A 24,857-nucleotide genomic window follows, 5' to 3' on the forward strand; every position below is an offset into this window, starting at 1 on the left:
CTATCAGGCGCTCACCGACCTCTCCGCGGATTTTTCCCAGTCCACCACAGTCCCGGGGTTCGCCACCACGCTGCAATCCAAGGGCAAGTTGTACCTGGCCAAGGGCAAGATGCGGTGGGACTACACGGAGCCGAGCAACCAACAGATCTACGTCAACGACCGGCGGATCCAGTACTACATCCCGGCCCACAAACAGGTCATCGTGAGCACGCTGGCGCCGGAGAACGACGACCAGATTCCGCTGCACCTGTTGATGACCTTGGAGCGGTTGGACCAAGACTTCGCCGTAGCCTGGGAAGACCCGGCGTCCCCGCGCCGCGAGGGAGAGTATCGATTGCGGCTCGTGCCCAAACAGCCGGCGGCGGAGCTGGAGTACGTGACGGTGGGCGTGGACGTGGAGCGCCGGGTGGTCACCTCGGTGGCGCTGTATCCGAAGAACGGCAACGTCTCCTCGTTCGTGTTTTCCAAGCTCGCGGTCAACCCGCGACTTGACGCATCATTGTTCTCATTTACAGTGCCTTCGGGTATTGAAGTGGTCGAGACCCCGACGCTCCGGTAGGGGAGCCTGTCCATGAGCGGTCATCTGCGGCGTTGCCGCTGCGCTTGCTTCGCCAAGCGAGAGGAACGGACCATTGCCAGCGCGAGAAATCCGCGCGAAGCGCTTTCCGCTCCTCACGTACGCACACAGTACGCTCCGGTGCGGTGCTCGCGTCGCCTTGCGACCCACCTTGGGGCATGGCAATGTCGGGAGTCCCCGAAGGGGGCATCTGGCTGTTCCTGAACAGGCTCCGACGGGCCGGCGTCGGGGAAGACCGCAAAAGGCACTCCGTAATGATGATTAATGTGCGCCACCTCCGGCGCATCTTTCAAACCAAGAAAGGACCGGTCACGGCCGTGGACGACGTGTCGTTCGCCGTGGAACGGGGCGAGATATTCGGCTTCTTGGGCCCAAACGGCGCCGGAAAGACGACCACCATCGGGATGTTGTGCACGTTGCTGCGCCCGACCTCGGGCACCGCGATTCTCAACGGGTACGACATCGTGACGCAGCCGCACTTCGTGCGCAAATCGATCGGGTTGGTCTTCCAGGATCCCAGTCTCGACGAACGGCTGACCGCCAGAGAGAATCTGGAGTTTCACGCCCGGCTGTACAGCGTCCCGCTCGACGTGGCGCGCGCCCGGATCGACCGGATGTTGGAGATGGTCGAATTGGTGAGTCGGCAGGACGATCTGGTCAAAAACTTCTCCGGAGGGATGAAGCGACGCCTCGAGATCGCGCGGGGCCTGATCCATCACCCCCGTATCCTGTTTTTGGACGAGCCGACCCTGGGACTGGACCCTCAAACCCGTTGCCTCATCTGGGACTATATCCATGAGCTGCAGGAGACGGAGGAAATTACGATCTTTCTGACGACCCATTATATGGAGGAGGCCGAGCACTGCCGCCGGATCGCCATCATCGACTACGGCACGCTCGTGGCGCTCGACACGCCGTTGGGGTTGAAGAAGACCGCGGGAGGCGACCGCATCGCGGTGACCACGCATCAGATCGACCAGGCCATGGCGTACCTGGCCGCGCGCGGGTTGTCGCCGGTCAAAGTCCGGGAGCGCGAGCTGTCGTTCGAGGTCCCAAACGGCGAGGAATTCCTCCCCGCGTTCGTCCGGCAGGCGCCGTTCGACGTCACCAGCGTGAACCTCACGCGGCCGACGCTGGAAGACGTGTTCCTTCGAAAAACCGGGCGGCACCTTCGGAGCGAAGGCGACGGTGCTCGGAGGGACTCGTGAGCGCGACCCCGTCGACGGGGCGTCTCCGACCGGCGCCGGTGTTCGGCGCCACCTCCAGTCGGTGGGCGGACGACCTCACCGGGATTTACACGATCTGGCTCCGAGAAGTGCGGAAGTTCTGGCGGGACAAACCCCGCATCATCGGCGCCACGGTACAGCCCGCGTTGTTCCTGCTGTTGCTCGGGACCGGGATCGGCCAGGGCATTCCCCACGCGTTCGGAGTCGAGACCTCCTCCCGGGAATTCGCGCCGGGCGTGCCGGACTACTTGACCTTCATCTACCCGGGCATCATCGCGATGACCCTGCTGTTTACATCGGTGTTTTCGGCCATCTCGATCATCTGGGACCGGGAGATCGGGTTTTTGAAGGAGGTGATGGTTGCGCCGATCTCGCGGGCCGCAGTGTCCGTGGGCAAGACCTTGGGCGGCAGCACCGTGGCGATGCTCCAAGGGTGCTTGATGCTTTTGTTCGCGCCCTTTCTGGACGTCCACTTTTCGTGGGCCGCGGCCGCGGCGCTGCTCCCTCTGCTCCTGTACATCTCGTTTTCCCTCACCGCGATGGGGATCGCGGCGGCCTCCCGCATGCGGTCGATGCAGGGGTTCACCGTGATCATGAACTTTCTGACGCTGCCGATGTTTTTTCTCTCCGGCGCCATGTTCCCGGTGGACGGTCTGCCGCGCTGGATGACGGTGCTCGTCACGCTCAACCCTCTCACCTACGGGGTGGACGCGCTGAGGTCGGTGGTCATCGGTTTTCACCGCTACGGCGTTCTTCAGGATTTGGTGGTGATGGGGGTATTCGGGGTGGCGATGCTGGCGCTCGCGGTGAGGGGGTTTGAATCTCGTGACTGACGACCAACGACCGCGCGGCGGGGCGCGGCGACGCGATACCACGCCCGGGTCGGGTTTCCAACGCACGCTGGCCTCCGCGTTGTTGGTGGCGGGCCTCGCGCCGCCGACGATCGCGTTCGCCGCGTGGCTCACGGCATCCCAGGAGTGGATGGCGTGGAGCGCCGGCGCCGCCATCGCGCTGTACGCGGCGTTGGCCGGGGCGGTGGCGTGGCTCGCCGTCGCGCTGTCTCGCCGGTTGGCCGGACCGGTGGCGGGGCTGCGGGAGGGCATGCGCCGGATCGGCGACGGGGATCTTGATCACCGGCTGGATATCGCGGCCGACGACCTCGCGCAACTCGCCTCGGCGTTCAACGCCATGGCGGGGCGGTTGGCGGAGTCCTGGCGTACCCTCGAGCAGACCGTGGCCGACCGGACGCTGGCTCTGACCGCCGTGCATACCGTGGCGGTCACCGCGAACCGCTCGTTGGATCCGGACGAGATCCTGGGGAGCGTGCTGGACCGCTTGCCCGTCGTCCTCAACCTCGAAGCCGCGTTTATCCGGCTGCTGGACGAGCAGGGGCTCAGGCTGCGCGCCCAGCGCGGCGTGCCCGCCGAGGTGCTGGAGGCGGCGGCCGTCTGCCCCATCGGCGAGGGGTTGTCGGGCCGTGTGGCGGCGCACGGGGCGCCCTTGGTGGCCGATGCGCAGTTCGAGGGGTTGGGCGAGTCCGGCGAGGCGGCGCTGTTTCGTGAAGGCTTCCGGTCGGCCGCGTGCGTGCCCATCACGGCCAAGGACCACGTGGTCGGCACCCTGGCCGTGGCCAGTCGCTACCCCCGCACGTTCACCCCGCAGGATCTCCAATTGCTCACGTCCATCGGCAACCAGATCGGCACGGCGCTGGAGAACGCGGGTTTGTACGAGCGCGCGTGCGCCATGGCCAAGGAGTCCGAAGCACTCAATCGGCTCAAGACCGAGTTCCTTTCCAACGTAGGACACGAACTGCGGATTCCGCTGACCGCGATCATCGGATTCGCGGAACTGCTGCTCGAACGCATCCCGGGCGATTTGAACGGAGAGCAGGAGCGCTACGTGCGCACCATGCTTGACAGCGGGCGCGAATTGCTCGGCATGATCAACAACCTGCTGGACCTCTCCAAGATCAAAGCGGGGAAGACGCCCTGGCGCGCGGCGGACTTTGACCTCCGACCGCTGCTCGAGGCGGTGGCCGACACGGTGCGGCCACTGATCGCCAAGAAACACCTTCACCTCGCCGTGGACGTGGAAGCCGACGAGGGGCCGGTGGTGGCGTTCGCGGACGAGGGGTTGGTCAAACAAGTCCTCCTGAATCTGCTGTCCAACGCCGTGAAGTTCACGCCCGCCGGCGGCACGGTCAGCGTGCGCGCGCGGGCCGCGTCCGATGCGCCAGAGGCGGTGGAGGTGCGCGTCGAAGACACGGGCATCGGCATCCCGCCGGGCGATCTGGAACGCATTTTTTACGAGTTTCACCAGGTGGACGGCAGCCCGACGCGGGATCACCCCGGAACCGGGCTCGGGTTGGCCATCACCAAGCGGCTCGTCGAGCTGCAGGGCGGGCGGATCTGGGCGGAGAGCCGCCTGGGGGAGGGCAGCCGCTTTACCGTGCGGTTGCCGCTGGGGCGGATGCCGGAAACGCCGCAGCCTGTTCCGGCCCGGCAGCCCAGCATCATGGAGTCGGTGATGGAGTCGTTGGTCGCCACCGCGGCCGCCCGGACCATCGATGCGCGGCGTACCCCCAAGTTCGTGACCGCGTCGCCGCGCATCGCAGCGCGGCTGCGCCAAAGCCTGGAACCGGAAGGCTACGAAGTGGAAGCCATGACATCGGATGGCCTGGCCACGTTGCGGGCGCGGCCGGCCAGGCCGTTTGCGGTGGTGATCGACGCGCGGGAGGAGGTCGCGGCGCGCGCGTCGTTGGGCGCCTTGCGGGCCGCGCCGGACGTGCCGGCGGTGTTGTTGGGCGTGTCCGACGACGGCATCCGCGCGTGTGCCGTGGCCGTGGTCGGCGTCGTGCCGTCACCCGTGACGCCGGAATCCCTGCGGGCGGTGCTCCGCGCGTGCGGGGTCTTGGGCGCGGTCAGGCGGCGGTCGATTACCGTGCTGGTGGTCACCGACGCCAACGCGGGCGTAGCCCTTCGGCAGGCGCTCAGGGCGGACGGGGTGGCGGTTCAGCGAGCGGACCCGGACGAAGCCGTGAACATGACGAGCGAACTCGCGCCGGACCTGCTCCTGCTCGATGTGGGGTGCGCCGACCCGTTTGCGCTCGCGCAGCGCCTCGCGTCGCACGCCGCCGCGCGGGCGGTGCCTCTGGCGCTCGCGGTTCCGGATCACGCCGAGACCGGGGCGTGGGCCCGCCTGGCCACGCAGGCCCGTCTGGCCTCGGCCGGCGGCGAATTGTTCCGGGACGAGTTGGTGGGCGCGTGCTACCGGTTGGAGCGCGCGTTGCCGGAGCGCGCGGGCCTGGTCGATCACGCCACGCGGTTGTACACCGGACGCTACCTTCATCACTGTCTGGTGGAAGAGGTGGAACGGGCCTGGCGGCTCCACCGGCCGTTCTCGGTCGTCTTGTTCGAGCCCGACGCGGCGGCGCGGGCCGAAGCAGGCGACGGGGGCAGAACCGAGCGGCTGTTGCGGGAGCTGGCCGACGTTCTGCGTCGGCACACCCGCTCCGTCAACCCCATCTGCCGATACGGACCCGCCACGTTTGCGGTGCTGCTCGCGGAAACCTCGAAGGAGAGCGCCCAGTTCGTGGCGGAGAAGCTGCGGCGCCTGATCACCGAATCGACGTTCGCGGTGCGAGGGCTCGAAACCGGCGGAGCCGGTGGAAACGCGGGCTTTTCCGTGACCGTGAGCGGCGGGGTGGCGACGTTTTTCACGGACGGCGAGACCGCGGAAGACGTGTTGACCTCGGCCCGTCGCGCGCTCAGACGCGCCAAGCAGGGCGGGGGTAACCGGGTCGAAGCCGCCGAACGCGCGGCTCGGGGAGCCAACCGGCAGACCGACGCGCGGGCAGCGGGGGAGCCTGAGAGTTAAGCGACGAGGCAAGCCCAAGGAGGTGCTCTGATGGCTGATCAGAATTCATTCGACGTGGTCTCCGAGGTCAACGTCCAGGAAGTCAAAAACGCGCTGGATCAGACCATGAAGGAGATCACCCAGCGCTTCGATTTCAAAGGCAGCAAGAGCAAGGTGACGCTGGAGGAGAACGAAACCGCGCTGGTGCTGATCTCGGACGACGAGGCCAAGCTGAAAAGTGTGACCGACATTCTCCAGAACAAATTGGTCAAACGCGGGGTGTCCCTCAAAGCGCTCGACTACGGCAAAGTCGATCAGGCGCTGGCTGGCACCGTGCGCCAGCGCGTCGCCATCACGCAAGGCATTCCGTCCGAAAAAGCCAAAGACATCAGCAAAGCCATCCGCGACGCGAAATTCAAAGTCCAAGCCCAAATCCAGGGCGACCAGCTCCGCGTCACCAGCAAGAGCCGCGACGAACTGCAGTCGGTCATCGCGTTCCTAAAGGGGAAAGACTTCGGGATTCCGCTGCAGTTCACGAACTACCGGTGACGACGAGTCAGCTGCCTCGACGAAAACGGGACCTCACCTGCGATTTGCCGGGAAGCTGTTCCGGTGCAGGATGCCATCGCCGGAAGGGATGCGTATAACGATTTAGTCGATGACCTAAATTTAGTCGATCGACTAAATTTTAGATGCCAGCTCTATTTTTTGATGAGCAGTTTCTGTCGCGACTTACCCCGGTTGGCGAGGAATCGTTGTTGACTTCGAGTTCGATTCGTTCTATTCCTGGACCGAGCGCAAGCTAACATCTAAAACGAGCGGCTAAAGCCCACCTAATTTGCTGAGATGCAAGCACAACTGACATTGTTTGAGGAGTCTGCCGAATACTCGGTGGATCTCAAAACATCGAGATCCGGCACTTTTGTTGACAACCTGTCCCTGCCGGTTCACCGGTGGTTCCGATATTCGGCTGGTTTTGCGGCGCAGTGGGTCGAGCAAGTTCTGGCAGACTGGGGGATTAAGACTGGAGGCGTGGTCCTCGATCCATTCGTAGGCTCCGGCACGGTTCCGGTGGTGTGCGATACGCTCGGAATCGAGAGCGTGGGAATAGAAGCTCATCCTATTGTCGCCCGCATTTGCAGGACAAAGTTGTTGTGGACTACACCCGTTGATCGTGTCGCCAAATTTGCTGAGGAAGTTTTGAACCGGGGGTGTGGCCTGAAGCACAAGGCGTCCGATTACGCGCCCTTAATACAGCGCAGTTTCGATGAAAACGCGCTTGCGGTCCTGACTGGCTTGAAAGAATCGTGGTCAGCACTGCAGGACAAATCACCTGAATCCGAACTCGTCTGGCTTGCGCTGACGGCAATTCTACGGCCGACGTCAAAAGCGGGGACCGCACAATGGCAGTACATCCTCCCCAATAAGACCAAGAGCAAGGTTCTAGCACCTTTGGTCGCATTTCAGCAGCAAATCGAGATGATGAAGTCTGACATGCGATGGATGCAACGCCGTGTGATTGAATCCAAAGCACAAGTTATCGCCGGAGATGCCCGGAATCTGTCCCAATCAATCAATCAAGAAGTGGATGCCGTCATCACGTCTCCGCCTTACGCGAACAACTACGATTACGCCGACGCCTTGCGGTTTGAAATGACCTTCTGGGGAGAGGTCAGCGGCTGGGGCGACATCCATGAAGCCGTACGCAAGCACCTTATCGTCTCATCGTCTCAGCACTCGTCACGTGAGCGGTTGAAACCCGAAGCCCTATTGGCAACCGAGGAGGTCAAGCCAATCAGAGACGAACTCGCAAAAGTGGTTCGGCGGCTTTCCACAGTTCGAGAAAACTACGGGGGGAAAAAGCACTACCACACGATGATCGCGGCCTATTGTCGCGACATCAGCCTCGTACTGCGCCAGTTGCGGCAAGTCTGCAAGCCAGGAGCCCGCATGTGTTGGGTCATTGGCGACTCAGCTCCGTATGGTGTCTACTGCCCCGTCGAAGCATGGATTGGCGAACTGGCCCTAGATGCAGGGTTTAAGCGTTATCAATTCGAGAAGCTCCGAGATCGAAATATCAAGTGGAAGAACCGAAAACACCGTGTTCCACTGAAAGAAGGATTGCTTTGGATCGAGGCGTGACGCGTGGCTGAATCGCTTGCACACACGTTCGGCCAGATCGTCGGAAACGTCCTCGAAGAGGCGATTGAACCTCACCTGCGGAAATTCGCTCTTGAACACGGTTTGTATTTGGACAAGAAAGGCCCGCGCAAGGCCAGAGACGGGAAGAAGGTTACGTGGACCGATCTCTATGGCAATGCCCACGACCTGGACTTTGTCCTCGAACGTGGGGGGACGGATGGGAGCAGGGGTGCACCGGTGGCGTTCATCGAGACGGCGTGGCGCCGATATACGAAGCACTCGCGGAACAAAGCACAGGAGATTCAGGGTGCAATACAAGTCCTGGCCTTGACGCACAAATATAGTTGTCCGTTTACTGGCGCCATTCTTGCTGGCGTTTTCACCGAGGGGGCGCTGACGCAACTGAAGTCGCTTGGTTTCCAAGTCCTGTTCTTTCCATACCGCTCCATCGTCGAGGCTTTCCAAACGGTGGGTGTTGACGCAAATTTTGATGAGGATACTCGGGAGAGGGAGTTCCGTAAGAAGATCAGCCGCTGGAAAAACCTGAGTAAGAAGGCAAAACGAGGCGTCGCAGAGCATCTCGTCACGAAGCACGAGAGGGACATCGCTAATTTCTTGGGTGTACTTGAGAAGACCGTGACGCGGCGAATCGACAAAGTCATTGTCATCCCTTTGCACGGTCGCGAAACAGAATGTTCATCCATCACAGAGGCCATCGAATTCCTGGCATCCTACGAATCCGCATCCGTGCAGGGCCCTGTCTTCAAATACGAAGTTCACATTCGCTACAACAACGGCGACAAGGTCATGGCCGAATTTACAGAAAAAACCGCGGCGATGGATTTCCTCAAGAAATATTGAAGATCCCTTACCGTATTGATGATGGATGTTGAGACGCATCGAAGATATCGAACCCGAACTGGCCCATATGACCACAAATGCAATCGATATGGTTTGCAGCGTCATCGATTCTAGGCCGGAGCACACTCTCTTGGCTCGTCAGGCAGAATGGCACATCTGCGGTATCCACTATCATTGCGAGAGATTCTACGAACAATACCGTCGTTTCGTGGAAGAGGCGGCTGCGAGGGTAGCTACAGGTGCCGAGGCGGTCGTGATGTATTCGCCCGACTCACAGAGAATGTTTTTCGAGTTTTATGCACTCGTAGTGCTCGCTCGTATTGTCCTGGACAACTTGCGGCACTATGTTGCCCCGGCCTTTACGACCAGGTTCGGCGAGATTCCGAAGTCCGTGACCGCGGTGTTAAAGGGCGAGACTAACTGTCCTCTGTATGAAGAGATTCGGGGCAACGCTCTCCTCGCATACTTGATTGATCTGAGGGATTGTCTTGTGCATTACCACTCATTTGCCGTAAGCGACAATGTGCTTCTGATTCAGGAAGGTGCCACTACCCCAGGGGCTATGGACAGGCACTCTTTCTTCGCCGGGATGGCTCGTGCGTTCTTCAGGCGTGTGAATAACTGTGGGGCTTCCGTCAATGTCTATCTGCCGGACAAGATATTTGAAACCCATTCCGGTCACAGGAGGCTGGCAGACTTCACTTATGACAAGAAGTGGCACATCCTGTCGATGGCAGTAGGGTTCGCGAATTTAAGTGTAAGTGCTGTCGCGAAGGCTCTTAAGGTTCTTCAAGAAACGGACACTCCGATCTTTCGTTACGCCAAACGGTGCTCGACCTGAGAACAAGCCGTGAAAAGTTTCCTCATCGACATGGATGGTGTCCTGGTCCGGGGGCCGCAGTTGGTGCCGGGGGCGGATGTGTTTATTGAAAGGCTGACCCAGCAGGGGCGGAAGTTCCTGGTGCTGACCAACAACTCGGAGCGCACGCCCAAAGACCTCGAGCATCGGCTGAAGCAGATCGGCCTCAGCGTCGGGGCGGAGCATATCTATACGTCGGCACTGGCGACCGCGCGGTTTCTCAACAGCCAGCGGCCCAAGGGCACGGCGTTCGTGATCGGGGAGTCCGGGCTCATGGGCGCGCTGCACGACGTGGGGTACGTGGTGACCGAGTATCACCCGGACTATGTCGTGGTCGGGGACACCCAGCACTACGACCACCAGCGCATCACCCAAGCCATCCGGTTGATCAACGACGGCGCGCGGTTCATCGCCACGAATCCGGACGTCACGGGGCCCACCGAATCCGGCATCATTCCCGCCACCGGATCGTTGGTCGCGCTCATGGAGAAGGCCACCGGACGCCACGCGTACTTCGTGGGCAAGCCCAATCCCTTGATGATGCGGACCGCGCTGCACCAGCTCCAGGAGCACTCCGAAAACGCGGTGATGGTCGGCGACCGGATGGACACGGACGTGGTCGCCGGGATCGAGAGCGGCATGGAGACCATCCTCGTGTTGACCGGCGTCACGCGGCGCGAAGACGTGGACCGTTTTCCCTATCGCCCGGCTCGGATCGTCGAGTCGGTCAGCGCGATCGAGTTGTAACCCCGCCCGGTGCTTGTCCCGCCCGATCGAGCAACTCGAGGCGCCAGCGCGCTCACCGGCGGTCGGCGCGACCTTTCAAGCACCCACATCCCCCTTGACTGGCGAGGCGAGATTGTCTAGCATCGCCCTCTCAATCTGACCGAGGCTGTGCGCAGCGCGGTCTGCGCCGGCTGGAAGCGGGGGAGCGTCGGGTATGAAATCGTTTCCTGTTGCCGTAGGTCCGTCGTCTGGAGAGGCGTCGGCGATTGCGGGCGTGCAATATCTGTTCGTGGCGTGCAATGTGACGCGCGTGGTCACTGTGGATGGCCGGAACGTGGGCCGAACCGACGAAGTGATCGAACTGCCTGCCGGCGAACACACGGTCAGCTTGCTCGCTCCGCCTCAAAACTTTCGTCCCAAAGAACGACGGATCACCCTCGCCGGGACGTCGCCGGAAAAGCCCATGGTGGTTCGTTTCGAGACCCGATAGCCGCGTGGAGCCACAGACGGCCGGTTTGACTTGGCCGGAATAGGTTTGTTAACATCACGGCTCGTTTTACCCAAACTGTGGTCGCCTGACGAGGACCCTGATGCCCAAGGACACCAAAACCAAGACTGAACCCAAGAAATCCCCCAAGGCGGCCGCCTCCGAGAAGGAGCGCGACCTGGCGGAGATTCGTGACGCGCTCGAGCAGCAACGCAGGGCGTTGCTGTCCGACGCAGGGGAGATGATCGGGCAAGGCATTACCTACGGGGCCGAGAACCTCCCGGATCTCGGCGACCAGGCGAGCGCGGTGACGGATCAGAACTTCATGCTGCGGCTCAAAGAGCGCGAGCAGAAGCTGCTGAAAAAGATCGACGAGGCGCTGGAGCGGATGGCGAACGGCACGTTCGGTGTGTGCGAGTCGTGCGGCGGCGAGATCGGGATCAAGCGCCTCAAGGCTCGTCCGGTCACCACGCTGTGCATCGAGTGTAAGACCAAGCAGGAAGAGGACGAAAAGGTTCGTCAGTAGTCCCACCGCTGGTTTTCCCGCCGCATGAGCGCTGCCAAGAATCTCGGCGGCTGCCTGATGGTGATCGTGGCGATCCTGGGGTTTTACGTCGCGATCACGCTCAGCTTTACGTTCTGGGCCTTGCCGATCGCGGCGATCCTGTTTTTCATCTCCCTTATCCTCTTTTCGCTCGCGCTGGGGTCATCGGATCGGCGCTGATCGACCTGCGCGAACCGATCTCCATACTCGGACATGTCCGACCCGTCAGACGCGTCTGAGCACGATCCCGAAGTCCTGGCCTTGATCCGCGACGAGATCGCGCGCCGCGGCGCCATCACGTTCGCCCGCTTCATGGAATTGGCCCTGTACGCGCCAGGCGCGGGCTACTACATGCGCGATGCGGAGCGGATCGGGCCGCGCGGGGATTATTACACGAGCAGCAATCTGCACCCTCTGTTCGGCGAGCTCATCGCCAAACAACTGGTCCAGATGGCAGAACGCCTCGGGCCCTTGCCCGTCACGTTCATCGAACAGGGCGCAGGCCGGGGCGCGCTGGCGTTCGATATCGTCCACGCGCTGGTTCACGCGACGCACCTGCCGGCGTGGAGGTACCTGATCGTCGAGAGGAGTCCCGCGATGATCGCGCGGCAGCGGCTTCTGCTCGAACCGGTTCTGGCTTCGGGGCGCGTGGAGTGGGCGGACGGGCTGCCGACGGAGCCGCTCGACGGGTGCGTGTTGTCCAACGAGTTGGTGGACGCGTTTCCCGTGCACCGCGTGGTTCAGAAGGACGGCCGGCTCCAAGAGATCTTCGTCGATGCGGCGGGCGAGGGCGTGGCGGAGCGAGTCGATACTCCTTCGACACCCGCCTTGGCCGCTTACCTGGATCGCGTGGGCGTCACGCTGGACGAAGGGCAGCAGGCGGAGATCAATCTCGCGGCGATCGATTGGATGCGCGCGGTCGGGCGATCGCTGCGCCGGGGGTTTGTGCTCACGATCGACTACGGATATCCCGCGGATGAATTGTACGATTCGAGCCGTCGGCGGGGCACGTTGTTGGCGTATCATCAACACCGGGCCGGCGAGGCCTTCTTTGAACGCATCGGGCGGCAGGATCTGACCGCGCACGTGGACTTCACCACGCTGGCATGGGCGGGCCGGGGCGCCGATCTGGAGGTGGAGGGGTTTGCGGATCAGACGAGCTTCTTGCTCGGCTTGGGCGCGCACGACGCGGCCGAGCGGCTGCTCGCCGCTGCGACCGACGCAGCCGAGCGTGAGCGCACGCTGGCGAGCATTCGCGGCCTGCTCGACCCGCACGACATGGGTCGCCTCTTCAAGGTCCTGATCCAACGCAAGGGCGTGCCCCCGAGCCGCCTCCTGGGCCTCTCCCTGGGCTCGGGCCGAGCCGGCCGGCTCGGCCCCGCAACCGCCCGATAAGCCGTCGAATCTGCTTGACACTCAAAACAGCAGTCGATTAAGATGTCACCCCTGCTCTACAGCCGGAAGTGTGGTCACGGCGGCAGAGCCGGCAATCGGTATTTCGTCTCCGAGGAGGTCCCGTGCCTGGAGAGTACGTTCCTCAGCAGTACCTGCCGATTCTGATTTTCGCCGGCATCGCGGCGGTGTTCGGGTTCGCCCAACTCTTTGTCGCGTCGTTCGTCCGGCCGCACGACCCCTATCGTGACAAGCTCCAGCCCTACGAAAGCGGCGTCCAACCGTTCTCGGATGCGCGCATCCCGTTTCCGATGCGCTACTACGTGATCACCATGCTCTTTGTCATTTTTGACATCGAAGCCGTGTTCCTGTTTCCGTGGGCCGTGGTGTTCAACCAGATCGGCCTCTACGCGCTGGTGGAAATGGTGCTGTTCATCGCCATCCTGCTCGTGGGCTACGTGTACGCGTGGAAAAAGGGGGCGTTGGAATGGGAGTAGGCGGCGCGCTCGACTCCACGCTGATCACCACGAAAGTGGACTCCGTCATCAACTGGGCGCGCAAGTCCTCGCTCTGGCCCATGACGTTCGGCTTGGCGTGCTGCGCCATCGAAATGATCGCCTCGGTGTCGGCCCGGCACGACATCGACCGCTACGGCGCCGGCGTGTTCCGCGCGTCGCCCCGCCAGTCGGACCTGATGATCGTCGCCGGCACGGTGTGCCGCAAGATGGCGCCGATCATCCGCCGGATTTACGACCAAATGCCGGAACCTCGGTACGTCATCTCGATGGGGTCGTGCGCGACGTCCGGGAACATTTACAACAGCTACTCGGTCGTGCAGGGCGTCGACCAGATCGTCCCGGTGGACATCTACGTCCCCGGGTGCCCGCCTCGCCCTGAAGCCCTCTTCGACGGGATCTTGAAGCTGCAACAGAAGATTATGCAGCGCAAGGTATTGACGAAAGCCTAGGCGTGCATCCCCTGGCGCAATTCGTCCAAGACCGGTTTCCCGGTGCGATCACCGATGTCACGGAAGCCTTCGGCGAGTTGACGGTTTCCCTGCGCAAGGATCGCATCGTGGGAGTGTGCCGGGCCCTGCGGGACGACCCCGCGTGGCGGTTCGACCTCTTGAGCGACGTGTTGTCGGTGGATTTCCCGGACGACGAGGAGCGCTTCGAGGTGATTTACCATCTCTGCTCCATCGAGAAGCACCACCGCGTCAGGCTCAAAGCGCGGGTGTCCGAGGATGACTGCCGCATCGAGTCGGTGACATCGGTGTGGCCGGGCGCAAACTTTATGGAGCGCGAAGTCTACGACCTGATGGGGATCGAGTTCACCAACCACCCCGATCTGCGGCGGATCCTCCTCACCGACGATTTCGACGGCCATCCGCTCAGGAAAGACTACCCCACCGAGGGCACGGGATGGCGCAACACGTTCGAGTTCTTGCCAAAGGGTGAGGGGCCCTCAGTCGTATGACGCTGGGAGCCTGTCCATGAAAAGTCATCTGCGGCGTTGCCGCTCTTACGGTACCACGGCCGCCTCACCGTCTCGGCGGCGCTCGTGGATAGGCGCCACTTCTTCGTGGCGCCACTCGCCTCACGTACGCACTCAGTACGCTCCGCTCCGGTGCTCAGCGGCGCCTGGCATCTGGCTTTTCCTGAACAGGCTCCGCTCTCGCAGGTTAGTCAGACAGGCTCCCGGTGAGTGTACTTATGGCTGACGCTACCAAGACCCAGCGCCCGGTCTCGAACGGGCAGCGCGACGACTTCGGCGTCATCTACCACGAGCCCGAAGCGCCGGCCGACGATCGCGCGGTGCTGCGCACCGAAGAACTGTTGCTCAACATGGGGCCCCAACACCCCAGCACCCACGGGGTCCTTCGCGTGGTGCTCGAGCTGGAGGGCGAACGGATTCTCAAAGCCACGCCGCACCTGGGGTATCTCCACCGTGGCACCGAGAAGCTTGCCGAAGGCAAGACCTATCAGCAGATCGTGACGTTGACGGACCGGCTCGATTACGTCTGCGCCATGACCAACAACTTCGCCTACGTCCGGGCGGTCGAGAAATTGTTGGGGGTCAAGGTGCCTCCGCGCGCCGAATACGTCCGGACCATCGTGGCGGAGATGCAGCGCATCTCGGGCCACCTGTTCTGGTTGGGCACCCAGGCGCTCGACATCGGCGCCATGACCGTATTTTTCTACACGTTTCGTGAACGGGAGATCCTGATCGAGCTGTTCGAGAAGCTGTGCGGCGCGCGCCTGACGTACAGTTACTATACGATCGGCGGGGTGAGCAACGACCTCACGCCGGAGATCATCAACCGGCTCCGTGCGTTCCTCAAAGCGTTCCCGGACAACGTCTCCGAATACAACACGCTACTGGAGAACAACCGGATCTGGCTGGCGCGCACTAAAAACGTGGCCGTCATCTCGGCCCAAGACGCGGTGGCCTACAGCCTCACCGGGCCCACGCTGCGAGGCTCGGGCGTGAACTACGACATCCGGAAAGCCGAGCCCTACGCCGCCTACGCCGACGTGGACTGGGAAGTGCCGCTGGGCAAGAACGGCGACACCTACGATCGCTACTTCATTCGCATCGAGGAGATGCGGCAGAGCGCGCGGATCATCAGCCAGTGCCTGGACAAGCTCCCCGACGGTCCGGTCTCCATCGACGTGCCCGGCATCACCTTTCCGTCCAAGGATCGGGTCATGGTGGACATGGAGAGCCTGATCCATCATTTCAAGATGGCTTGTGAAGGCATCAAAGCGCCCAAAGGCGAGGTCTACTGCGCGACCGAGGTGCCCAAGGGTGAGTTGGGGTTCTACATCAACAGCGACGGCGGGAACCACCCCTACCGCTTGAAAATCCGCTCGCCCAGCTACGTCCACCTGGGCGCGTTCGACTATATGGCGAGGGGGTATCTCATCGCCGACATCGTGACGATCTTCGGCACGTACGATGTGGTGATGGGGGAGTGCGACCGCTGATGAGCCCGTCCAGGAAAGGCCACGGGCTCCGCTTTCGCGGCTACCGGAGAGGCGTTGATGCTGTCTGAAGCCGCCAAGACCAGGATCCAGGAGCTGTTCCCGCGCTACCCCGACAAGCGGTCGTGCACGCTCGCGGCGTTGCGCATCGCGCAGAAGGAACAGGGATACATCAGCGAAGAGGCGATGGCCGACATCGGCGTGCTCCTGGAGCTGACCCCGGTGCAGGTGTACGAGACCGCCACGTTCTACACGATGTTCACCCTGCAACCGGTCGGCAAGTACCTGATCCAAGTCTGCCGAACCCTCTCGTGCGCGCTGGTTGGGGCGGGGAGCCTGATCCGGCACCTGGAGCAGAAACTGGGCATCACCGCGGGTGAGACCACGCCCGACGGCCTCTTTACCCTGAAAAAGGTCGAGTGCCTGGCGGGGTGCGGGGCGGGCCCGATGATGCAGATCAATGATGAGTACTACGAGTATCTGACAACGGACAAGGTGGACCGGATCCTGGAGGATCTCAGACGCGACGGCAAGTCCTCGTTGGCGTCCGGTCCATTCCTCATCCCCCTGCAGATGGCATAGGCGACCGTGCCCAAGTACGAACCGGTTCTCCTGAAGAACATCCTGACGCCCGGTTACGCCGGGGATCTGGCGGCGTACGAGCGCGCCGGCGGGTACCAGGCGATCCGCAAGGTCCTCAAGGAATACCAGCCCGAACAGGTGATCGACCTCGTCAAGAGGTCGGGGCTTCGCGGGCGCGGGGGTGCGGGATTTCCCACCGGCACGAAGTGGAGCTTCATCCCCAAAGACCCCTCGGTGCCCAAGTACCTCTGCGTCAACGCGGACGAAAGCGAACCGGGCACGTTCAAAGATCGCGAGCTGATCGAACGCGATCCGCACCAGATGATCGAAGGGACCTTGATCGCCGCGTACGCGATCGGCGCCAAGGTCGCCTACATTTATATACGGGGAGAATTCACCCTGGGGGCCAAGGTCCTGGCGCGCGCCTTGGACGAAGCCCGCGCCAAGGGCTACATCGGAACGAACGTCTGCGGGAGCGGGCGTGAGATCCAGGTCTGGCTGCACCGCGGGGCAGGGGCCTACATTTGCGGAGAGGAGACCGCGCTGATCGAATCGATCGAGGGCAAGCGCGGGCTGCCCCGAGCCAAGCCGCCGTTTCCGGCGATCAACGGGCTGTACCAGCGGCCCACGGTGGTCAACAACGTCGAAACGCTGGGCAACCTGCCGCACATCATCAACCGCGGCGTGGAGTGGTACACCTCCCTCGGCACGGCCAAAAGTCCGGGCACGCGCATCTTCTCGGTGAGCGGGCACGTCAACCGGCCCGGGAACTACGAGGTCCCGCTGGGGATTCCGCTGCGCGAATTGATCGAGGAACACGCGGGCGGGGTGCGCAACGGGCACCGCATCAAAGCCATCATCCCCGGCGGAGCGTCCGCAGCGTTCTTCACCCCGGAGCACCTCGACGTGAAACTGGATTTCGAGTCGGTCGCACAAGCCGGGTCCATGCTCGGGTCCGGCGGCGTGACGATCATGGACGAGACGACGTGTATGGTGTGGGCCGCCTACAACCTCATGGGGTTTTTCCACCACGAGTCGTGCGGCAAATGCACGCCCTGCCGCGAAGGCAGCGGCTGGCTGCACACGATCCTCGGACGCATCGAACACGGTGAGGGCCGGGCCGAGGATTTGGCTCAACTGGAACACCTGTGCGGCAATATCGCGGGCAAAACCGTCTGCGCGTTCGGCGATGCCGAGGTCGCGCCGGTTCTGAGCACGCTGAAGCATTTCCGAGAAGAATATGAAGCGCACATTCGCGAGAAGCGCTGTCCAATGGGTGAACGCGTGTTGGCCCACGCGGGGCACTAACCGGTGACGAGGCGGACATGACCACGCAGACCCCAGTGGCGACCAACACCGTCACGCTGACGATCAACGGCCAGTCCGTGACCGTTCCCAAGGGGACCTTGCTCATCGAAGCGGCCAAACATGCGGGCGCCGACATCCCCCATTTCTGTTACCACCCCAAATTGAAGCCCGACGCCAATTGCCGGATGTGTCTGGTCGAAATCGAAAAATCGCCCAAGCTGCAGACCTCATGCAACCTGCCTGTCGCCGAGGGCATGGTGGTGTCCACGCATTCCCCCAAGGTGGCGGAGGCGCGGGCGGGGGTGTTGGAGTTCATCCTCGCGAACCATCCGCTCGATTGTCCCATTTGCGACAAGGGCGGGGAGTGTCAGCTCCAGGACGAATCGCACGCGTACACACCCAACTACAGCGCGTTTCGCGAGACCAAACGCTTCTTTGACAAGGAGTACTTCGGTCCGCTGATCGACAAGGAAATGACCCGCTGCGTGCAATGTCTGCGGTGCGTGCGGTATTGCGACGAGATCGTGGACTCGCGCGCCCTGGGTTCGCGCGATCGCGGCAACGCCCTTCAGATCGGCGCGCAGGTCGGCCACGATTTGGACTGCGAGTTCTGCGGCGGGTGCATCCAGATCTGCCCGGTCGGGGCGCTCACCAGCCGGGTCGCAATGTACGACTACCGCCCCTGGCAGCTGAAGAAGATCGAGACCATCTGCCCGCACTGCGGCGACGGCTGCCGGCTCAAAGTCGAGAGCCGCGACAACGTGGTGCTCCGGATCACGTCGGACCACGGGCGCGGCCGCAACAACGGCGATCTGTGCGCCAAGGGCTACTTCGGATTCGACGTGGTGAACCGAGCCGATCGACTGCGCAAACCGCGCATCCGGCGCGAGGGGCGTCTGGGGGACGCCTCCTGGTTCGAAGCCAGCGCCCTGGTAGCCAAGCGCTTGGCGGCCATCAAGACGCAGTACGGCGGAGCCGCGATCGGGGGGATCATCTCGGCGCAGGCGCCGAACGAAGACGTCTACGTCTTCCAGAAGTTCATGCGGCTCGTGCTCGGGAGCCCGCACGTGGACAGCACGGCCCGCCTGGGGCATCACAACGCGGTGGCGGCGCTGCGGGAGATCGTGGGCCACGGACGCATGACCGCGTCGTACGAGGACATCGACCGGGCACAGACCATCGTCGTGGTCGGGGCGGACCTCACGGAAACCAATCCGGTCTTGTCGTATCGCGTCAAACACGCGGCCCGTATGGGCGGCGCCGCGCTGGTCACGATCGGGCGATATGGGACCAACCCCGGCGCGTTCGTGAGCAATCTGGTCAACCGCGCCGCGCATCCCCTGGTCACCAAACCCAATCGGGAACGCACGGTGGTCTTGGGGATGCTCAAGGCCGTGATCGAGTCCGGCAAGAGCGATCCGGCGCTGCCGGCCGGTCTGCTCGACCGCGTGCGGCAATTGGTCGGCCGCGTGAGCTGGGACACGATCGCGGCGCACGGCGGCGTATCCCGTCCGACCATCGAGGCCGCGGCCGCGGCGTACGCCGCGGCCGAACGCGCCGTCATCCTGTTCGGACGCGACGTCGTGCGCTCTCCCGAGGCGGTGGACACGATTCGCCTGATCGCGGATCTCGCGATCGCGGCCGGAAAACTTGCCAAACCCGGCTGCGGCCTGTGCCCGGTTTGCGACGAGGCCAACGAGCTGGGCGCGGTGGAGCTGGGCGCGGCCCCGGAATACTTGCCGGGCCTCGCGCCGGCGAACGATCCCAAGGCCCGCCAGACCACGGCGGCGCTGTGGAAGGACGAACTGCCCGCCGGCCCCGGCTGGTCCATGATGGACATGCTGGAGCAGGCGCGCTCGGGAAAACTCAAAGCATTGTATCTGGTCGGCGAGGACCCGCTGGGCGATCTTCCGGCGTCGGCCGACCTGCGCGGGGCGCTCGAGAAGCTGGAGTTGCTGATCTGTCAGGACTCGTTCGCGGGGCCGTCCGCCGAATGGGCGCATGTGTGCCTGCCGTCGGCGAGTTTCGCGGAGAAAGAGGCGACCTGGACCAACCAAGAAGGACGGGCGCAACGGGGCAAACAGGCCGTGGAACTGATGGAGCAGGCGCGCCCCGACATCGACATCTTTTCGGAAATCGCGGGGGCGATGGGGTATCCCCTTGCCTACGCGGGTCCGCGCGACGTGACGGCCGAGATCGCGCGCGTGGCGCCCGCGCTGGCGCCCAAAGCCGCGGCCGGTCATCCCGGCGCAGTCCACCCGTCGGCCTTGGAAGGGTACCTCGCCGGCGGATACGCTCGGGACATGGAGCGGCGATTCGCGGTGGGCGCGGCGCCTGACGGGACCTCGGAGTATCCGTTCCACCTGACCATCACGCGATCGTTGTTTCGATCCGGGGCGTTGCTTGCGCGGTCCGAGGTGCTGGCCAACGCGCCGCACCAGGGCGTTCTGCTGATGCACCCGGACGACGCGGTCAGGCTGCGCGCGGGTGATGGATCGACCGTGCGCCTGCGATCCCGCCTGGGCTCGGCTTCGGTCAAAGTCAGGGTCAGCTCCAAGGCGCGACCGGGACAGGTCTTGTTTCCCGAACACTATTCGGACGCGGTGCGCGACCTGGTCGGCGTAGAGGTCAACCCCCTCACGCGGGTACCGGTGTTCGGCGACGCCGCGGTGGCGGTGGAGATCGAGCGATGAGTGGAGTGGGACAGATCGTGGTGATTTTGCTCACCATCGGCGTGGTCATGGGGACGGTGCTCATTCACGTCGCGTACCTGACCTTGGCGGAACGGAAAGTGTTGAGCTGGATGCAGGATCGGATGGGACCGATGGAGGTGGGCCCGCGCGGACTGTTGCAGCCGATCGCGGACGGCATCAAGCTTCTGCTCAAGGAAGACATCGTTCCCAGCGGAGCGAACAAGATCATCTTTACGCTGGCGCCCATCCTCTCGCTGATCCCGGCGCTGATCGGGTTTGCCGTCATTCCATGGGGCGACGGGAAGGTCGAGCTCTTTGGGTTGGAATTCCGGCCGTTCATCACGGACCTCAACATCGGCATCCTGTATTTGCTGGCGTTGTCCTCGGTTGGCGCCTACGGCATCCTGCTCGGCGGGTGGGCGTCCAACAGCAAGTATTCGTTGCTCGGAGGATTGCGTTCGGCCGCGCAGGTCATCAGCTACGAACTCGCGCTCGGGATGTCCCTCGTCGGGGTCCTGCTTATGGCGGGGTCGCTGTCGCTGGTCAAGATTTCCCAGGCGCAGGCCGGGGGCTTCTGGCACTGGTACGCGTTCGCGCTCCCGTTCCCGCAGATCGTTGCGCTGGTCCTGTACACGATTTCGGCGGTCGCCGAGACCAACCGCCTGCCGTTCGACCTTCCGGAGGCGGAAAGCGAGCTGGTGGCGGGTTTCTTCACCGAGTACAGCGGGATGCGGTTTGCGTTTTTCTTTCTCGCGGAGTACGGCAACATGATCCTGGTGTCCTGTATCGCCACGGTCGTGTTCCTCGGCGGCTGGCACGCGCCGTTCCCGTTCCTGGACTTCGTTCCCGGCATCGTGTGGTTCCTGCTCAAGGTGTACGCGTTCCTGTTCTTCTTCATCTGGATCCGCGGGACCCTGCCGCGCCTGCGATACGACCAGCTGATGACCTTTGGGTGGAAAGTGATGATCCCGCTGGTGCTGGCGAATATTCTGATTACGTCCATCGCCGCGTACTTTTGGATGAACTAGGAGCCGATCCATGAATGGCCATCTGCTGCGTTGCCGCTGCGCTTCCGGTCCTCACGTACGGAGTCAGTACGCTCCGGTCCGGTTCTCACGGCGCCTTGCATCTGGCGCATTCCTGAACCGGCTCCGGTCATCGGCCTCGGGGATACTCTCTTAGAAGAGGTTGCGCCATGTCGCTCGCGAACGCGGTCAACAAAGTCATTTTCGGCGAGATCCTCAAGGGGCTGGCGTTGACCTTCGGTCACCTGTTCCACAAGCCGATCACGCAACAGTACCCGCACACCAAACCCAAACTGCCCGACGGCTACCGCGGGATCATGTCGCTCCTGCGTTACGACGATGGGACCGAGCGGTGCGTGGGCTGCGCGCTCTGCGAGATCGCGTGTCCCTCCGGCGTGATCAAGGTCGTCAGCGCCGAGGAACCGGACCGGCCGCTCAACCGCTACGCCAAGACCTATACCTTCGACGTCACGCGCTGCGTGTTCTGCGGGTTCTGCGTGGACGCATGTCCGGTCGATGCATTGGCCATGACCAAGGAGTTCGAGTGGGCGTCCGAAAACAAGCGGACGTTGTTCCTGGACAAGGAGCAGCTGCTGGCCAACGGTGACCGCTGCTTCCCGGTCCGCGGGAAAAAGCCCGCGTACCTTGGGTCGATCGAGGGCGATTGGTACCTCGACAAGGTCAAAAATAAACATTATCCCACGCACGCCGAGACCGATTGATGGCTCAGGTCCTGTTCTTCTATTTCGGCGCGATCGTGGTGGGCACCGCGGCACTGGTGGTGACGCTTCGCAACCCCGTGTACAGCGCCATGTCCTTGTTGATCACGTTCTTTCACGTGGCGGGGTTGTTCGTCCTGCTGAACGCGGAGTTTATCGCCGCGATTCAGGTGCTGGTGTACGCCGGCGCGATCCTGGTCCTGTATCTCTTCGTCGTGATGTTGTTGAACCTCAAGCGCGAGGAGCGCTACCACCAACAGTACCTGCTGGGGGCGCTGTTGGGCGCGGTCATTCTGACCGAACTGGTCCTGATCTTGTTTCGCACCCGGTTTCAGCCCGCGATCGGCGCGTACACGCCCGCGCAGATCCAAGCCATCGGCAACACCGAGGCCGTGGGCAAAGCCCTGTTCACCACCTACCTCCTGCCGTTCGAGGTGGCCTCGCTGGTGTTGCTGGTGGCCATGATCGGCGCGATCGTCTTGGCCAAGCGAGTCGTACAACCCTGATGGTGCCCCTGTCCTACTACCTTGCGCTGTCCGCCGTGCTGTTCGTGATCGGCGTGGTGGGCGTGTTGATCCGCAAGAACATCATTATCATTCTCTTGTCGATCGAATTGATGCTCAACGCGACGAACATCAATTTCGTCGCGTTCTCCCACTACCTCCAGGACATCACCGGCCAGGTGTTCGTGTTCTTCGTGATGACGGTGGCGGCCGCCGAAGTGGCGATCGGCCTGGCCATCATCATCGCCTTGTACCGCAACCGCTCGACCATCAACGTCGAAGACATCAGTTTGATGAAATGGTGATACCGGTATCGCGCCCGGGGAACCCGTAATGGCCTCGCTTGTCCTCATCCCATTGTTGCCCTTCCTCGCGTTCCTGATCACCGGCCTGCTCGGGAAGTGGATCAGCGATCGCGCGCATTGGGTCGCAGTATCCGCGGTCGGAGTTTCGTGGCTGCTGTCGGTGATGGTGTTTTTCGAGGTGGCCTCGGGGAGCGGGCCGCTGCACGTCACGGTATACGAGTGGATCGCCTCGGGCTCGTTGCGCGTGAACATCGCGCTGTACGTGGATCAACTCGTCGCGGTGATGCTGCTGCTCGTCACCACGGTCAGCGGGCTGGTGCACCTCTACACCGTCGGCTACATGCACGGGGACAAAGGGTACGCGCGGTTCTTCTCGTACATCGCGTTGTTCACGTTCTCCATGCTGATGCTGGTGATGGCCGACAACTTCCTGCAACTGTACGTGTTCTGGGAGGCGGTCGGTCTGTGTTCGTATCTTCTGATCGCGCACTGGTACGAACGCAAGTCCGCCTGCGACGCCGCGACCAAGGCGTTCGTGGTCAACCGCGTCGGCGACTTCGGGTTCGGGCTGGGGATCTTGCTGGCGTTCGTGACGTTCGGCTCCCTGGACTACGCGACTGCGTTCCAACTCGCCCCGGATCACGCGGGGCGGACCGTGAATCTCCTGGGCTGGGCCGGCGGCGATTGGCAGGTCGGCGTGATCACCCTGATCGCGCTGCTCCTGTTCGTGGGGGCGATCGGCAAGTCCGCACAGCTCCCGCTGCACACGTGGTTGCCCGACGCGATGGAGGGTCCCACGCCGATCTCGGCGTTGATCCACGCCGCCACCATGGTGACTGCCGGCGTGTTCTTGGTGGCCCGCTTAAACCCGATCTTTTCCCTCTCACCCGTGGCTATGGACGCGGTGGCTTGGGTGGGCGGCTTGACCGCGATTTTTGCGGCCACCATCGCCATCACGCAGTTCGATATCAAGCGGATCGTGGCGTATTCGACCGTGAGCCAGCTCGGGTACATGATGATGGCCTGCGGCCTCGGGGCGTACACGGCCGGGATCTTCCACCTGCTCACGCACGGGGCATTCAAGGCGTTGCTCTTCCTGGGTTGCGGCAGTGTGATCCACGCGCTGGCGGGGGAGCAGGACTTGCGGCGGATGGGCGCGCTGCGCTGGGCCATGCCCATCACCTACTGGACGTTCGTGGCGGGCGCGGTCGCGCTCGCGGGGCTCCCGCCCTTCGCGGGCTTCTTCTCCAAAGACGAAATTCTGTGGGAGGCGTTCTCAGCGGGCGGGGTGGGCGTGGCGTTCTGGTTCATCGGGCTCGTCACCGCGTTTCTAACCGCGTTTTACATTTTCCGGCTGGTGTTTTCGGTCTTTTTCGGCACGTCGCACGTTCCCAAGGAGGTGCGACATCACCTCCACGAGTCGCCCGCGGTAATCACCGTTCCGTTGGTGGCGTTGGCGGTGCTTTCGTTGGTGTCGGGCTGGGTGGGGGTCCCGGTCGAAGGGCTGAACGCCATCGGCCCGTTCTTGGCTCCCGTACTCGACGCGCACCCGGCTGCAGTGCACGCGGAGAGCCACGCGCTGGAGTACGCGCTGATGCTGGTCTCGGTGCTGGTGGCAGCGGCCGGGGTCTGGCTCGCGTACCTGTTCTACGTGCGTTCGCCTGAGCTGCCGGGCCGACTGGCCGCATCCGCGGCCGGCTTGTACCGCCTGTCGCTCAACAAGTGGTACGTGGATGAGGTGTACGACCGCCTCTTCGTGCGCCCCACCGTGGCCGCGGCTCAGGCGTTGTGGAGAGTGATCGACGTGTTGGTGATCGATGGCGCCGTCAACGGCGTCGCCCGGGTCACGCAAGCGTGGGGTACCGTGCTGCGGGTGATGCAGAGCGGGCAGCTCCAGCACTATGCGTTGTTTATGGCGGTGGGGGCGGTGTTGGTCGTCGGCGTCTACCTCTTGCGGTAGTGGTGGGAGCCTGTCCATGACTGGTCATCTGCGGCGTTGTCGCTCTCTTAAGGTGCCACGGCCGCCTCACCGTCTCGGCGGCGCTCGTAGCTTGGGCGCCACTTCTTCG

At 63.0% G+C, this 24,857-nt stretch carries 25 protein-coding genes; all 25 read left to right on the forward strand.

Annotation, left to right across the window (positions count from 1 at the left end):
* A partial coding sequence (locus AB1451_07170; protein ID MEW6682690.1) for an outer membrane lipoprotein carrier protein LolA occupies positions 1-559 on the forward strand: 559 nt, incomplete at its 5' end.
* 272 nt (positions 560-831) lie between these two features.
* Positions 832-1,785: an ATP-binding cassette domain-containing protein gene (locus AB1451_07175; protein ID MEW6682691.1), complete on the forward strand. Its 954-nt coding sequence runs from the start codon at positions 832-834 to the stop codon at positions 1,783-1,785.
* Positions 1,782-2,636 (forward strand): ABC transporter permease, encoded by an 855-nt coding sequence (locus AB1451_07180; GenBank protein ID MEW6682692.1) that lies wholly within the window; start codon positions 1,782-1,784, stop codon positions 2,634-2,636. The genes AB1451_07175 and AB1451_07180 overlap by 4 nt, the downstream gene beginning before the upstream one ends.
* Positions 2,629-5,679, forward strand: a complete 3,051-nt coding sequence (locus tag AB1451_07185; protein MEW6682693.1) for an ATP-binding protein — start codon at positions 2,629-2,631, stop codon at positions 5,677-5,679. The genes AB1451_07180 and AB1451_07185 overlap by 8 nt, the downstream gene beginning before the upstream one ends.
* Before the next feature lie 30 nt (positions 5,680-5,709).
* On the forward strand, positions 5,710-6,207 hold the full coding sequence (locus AB1451_07190) for a YajQ family cyclic di-GMP-binding protein (GenBank protein ID MEW6682694.1): 498 nt from the start codon (positions 5,710-5,712) through the stop codon (positions 6,205-6,207).
* 297 nt (positions 6,208-6,504) lie between these two features.
* Complete coding sequence (locus AB1451_07195; protein ID MEW6682695.1) at positions 6,505-7,800, forward strand: DNA methyltransferase; 1,296 nt, start codon at positions 6,505-6,507, stop codon at positions 7,798-7,800.
* A gap of 3 nt (positions 7,801-7,803) precedes the next feature.
* A complete protein-coding gene (locus AB1451_07200; protein MEW6682696.1) occupies positions 7,804-8,661 on the forward strand; it encodes a DNA methylase in 858 nt (285 codons plus the stop codon).
* Between the two features lie 25 nt (positions 8,662-8,686).
* A complete protein-coding gene (locus AB1451_07205) occupies positions 8,687-9,502 on the forward strand; it encodes a hypothetical protein (protein ID MEW6682697.1) in 816 nt (271 codons plus the stop codon).
* Between the two features lie 9 nt (positions 9,503-9,511).
* Positions 9,512-10,267, forward strand: a complete 756-nt coding sequence (locus AB1451_07210) for an HAD-IIA family hydrolase (protein ID MEW6682698.1) — start codon at positions 9,512-9,514, stop codon at positions 10,265-10,267.
* Positions 10,268-10,460: 193 nt separating this feature from the next.
* On the forward strand, positions 10,461-10,736 hold the full coding sequence (locus tag AB1451_07215) for a PEGA domain-containing protein (GenBank protein ID MEW6682699.1): 276 nt from the start codon (positions 10,461-10,463) through the stop codon (positions 10,734-10,736).
* Between the two features lie 100 nt (positions 10,737-10,836).
* Positions 10,837-11,259: an RNA polymerase-binding protein DksA gene (dksA, locus tag AB1451_07220; protein ID MEW6682700.1), complete on the forward strand. Its 423-nt coding sequence runs from the start codon at positions 10,837-10,839 to the stop codon at positions 11,257-11,259.
* Between the two features lie 24 nt (positions 11,260-11,283).
* Complete coding sequence (locus AB1451_07225; GenBank protein MEW6682701.1) at positions 11,284-11,457, forward strand: hypothetical protein; 174 nt, start codon at positions 11,284-11,286, stop codon at positions 11,455-11,457.
* Between the two features lie 33 nt (positions 11,458-11,490).
* Entirely contained in the window at positions 11,491-12,672 is a 1,182-nt protein-coding gene (locus AB1451_07230; protein ID MEW6682702.1) for an SAM-dependent methyltransferase, read from the forward strand.
* Positions 12,673-12,794: 122 nt separating this feature from the next.
* On the forward strand, positions 12,795-13,166 hold the full coding sequence (gene ndhC / locus AB1451_07235; protein ID MEW6682703.1) for an NADH-quinone oxidoreductase subunit A: 372 nt from the start codon (positions 12,795-12,797) through the stop codon (positions 13,164-13,166).
* Positions 13,157-13,636: an NADH-quinone oxidoreductase subunit B family protein gene (locus AB1451_07240; protein ID MEW6682704.1), complete on the forward strand. Its 480-nt coding sequence runs from the start codon at positions 13,157-13,159 to the stop codon at positions 13,634-13,636. Before ndhC ends, AB1451_07240 begins: the two co-directional genes overlap by 10 nt.
* 2 nt (positions 13,637-13,638) lie before the next feature.
* Positions 13,639-14,145: an NADH-quinone oxidoreductase subunit C gene (locus AB1451_07245; GenBank protein MEW6682705.1), complete on the forward strand. Its 507-nt coding sequence runs from the start codon at positions 13,639-13,641 to the stop codon at positions 14,143-14,145.
* Between the two features lie 338 nt (positions 14,146-14,483).
* Positions 14,484-15,656, forward strand: a complete 1,173-nt coding sequence (gene nuoD / locus AB1451_07250; protein MEW6682706.1) for an NADH dehydrogenase (quinone) subunit D — start codon at positions 14,484-14,486, stop codon at positions 15,654-15,656.
* A 57-nt stretch (positions 15,657-15,713) separates the two neighbouring features.
* Entirely contained in the window at positions 15,714-16,235 is a 522-nt protein-coding gene (gene nuoE, locus AB1451_07255; GenBank protein ID MEW6682707.1) for an NADH-quinone oxidoreductase subunit NuoE, read from the forward strand.
* Between the two features lie 6 nt (positions 16,236-16,241).
* Positions 16,242-17,543, forward strand: a complete 1,302-nt coding sequence (gene nuoF / locus AB1451_07260) for an NADH-quinone oxidoreductase subunit NuoF (GenBank protein ID MEW6682708.1) — start codon at positions 16,242-16,244, stop codon at positions 17,541-17,543.
* Between the two features lie 17 nt (positions 17,544-17,560).
* A complete protein-coding gene (gene nuoG / locus AB1451_07265; GenBank protein MEW6682709.1) occupies positions 17,561-20,236 on the forward strand; it encodes an NADH-quinone oxidoreductase subunit NuoG in 2,676 nt (891 codons plus the stop codon).
* The gene (gene nuoH / locus AB1451_07270; protein MEW6682710.1) at positions 20,233-21,264 is read left to right on the forward strand and encodes an NADH-quinone oxidoreductase subunit NuoH; all 1,032 of its coding nucleotides are present in this window, start codon (positions 20,233-20,235) and stop codon (positions 21,262-21,264) included. Before nuoG ends, nuoH begins: the two co-directional genes overlap by 4 nt.
* Before the next feature lie 167 nt (positions 21,265-21,431).
* A complete protein-coding gene (nuoI, locus tag AB1451_07275; protein ID MEW6682711.1) occupies positions 21,432-21,983 on the forward strand; it encodes an NADH-quinone oxidoreductase subunit NuoI in 552 nt (183 codons plus the stop codon).
* Positions 21,983-22,486 carry an NADH-quinone oxidoreductase subunit J gene (locus tag AB1451_07280; protein MEW6682712.1) on the forward strand — a complete coding sequence of 168 codons (504 nt, stop codon included), beginning with the start codon at positions 21,983-21,985 and terminating at the stop codon, positions 22,484-22,486. Before nuoI ends, AB1451_07280 begins: the two co-directional genes overlap by 1 nt.
* Positions 22,486-22,788 (forward strand): NADH-quinone oxidoreductase subunit NuoK, encoded by a 303-nt coding sequence (gene nuoK, locus AB1451_07285; protein MEW6682713.1) that lies wholly within the window; start codon positions 22,486-22,488, stop codon positions 22,786-22,788. Before AB1451_07280 ends, nuoK begins: the two co-directional genes overlap by 1 nt.
* 28 nt (positions 22,789-22,816) lie before the next feature.
* Positions 22,817-24,748, forward strand: a complete 1,932-nt coding sequence (nuoL, locus tag AB1451_07290) for an NADH-quinone oxidoreductase subunit L (protein ID MEW6682714.1) — start codon at positions 22,817-22,819, stop codon at positions 24,746-24,748.
* The last annotated feature ends 109 nt before the right edge of the window (positions 24,749-24,857 follow it).

It is taken from the genome of Nitrospirota bacterium (genome assembly GCA_040757335.1).
Lineage (GTDB): Bacteria > Nitrospirota > Nitrospiria > 2-01-FULL-66-17 > 2-01-FULL-66-17 > JBFLXB01.